The organism is Photobacterium sp. DNB22_13_2 (assembly GCF_052873915.1).
Genome location: NZ_JBNNXU010000137.1, coordinates 1 through 272, shown reverse-complemented (window position 1 = coordinate 272; position 272 = coordinate 1). Strand labels below are relative to the sequence as shown.

The 272-nt window shown below is 59.6% G+C and carries 1 protein-coding gene; it reads left to right on the top strand.

Annotation, left to right across the window (positions count from 1 at the left end):
* A partial coding sequence (locus ACVA58_RS28115; protein ID WP_446513525.1) for a hypothetical protein occupies positions 1 to 272 on the top strand: 272 nt, incomplete at both ends.

Below are 272 nucleotides of genomic sequence, written 5' to 3'. Positions count from 1 at the left end.
CCTTCAAGAACCACTTGGTAGGCGACGAGGCCGATGCGCTCACACGCGCTTACCTGGATGTCTCGCAAGCCGGCACCGACGTGTACAAGCGCATGCTCACGGACATCAAGGAATCCGACGGCAACTTCCGCGAGCAATTCGCCATTCACCTGAAGACGCAGGGCTGGCTGGACGAACTGGCCATCCTGTCGGGCAGCAAGGTGCCCTTCCTGTACATCGGCGGCAAAAACGATGCCTTCATCGACAACGCCTACTACGACAAGCTGCAGGCC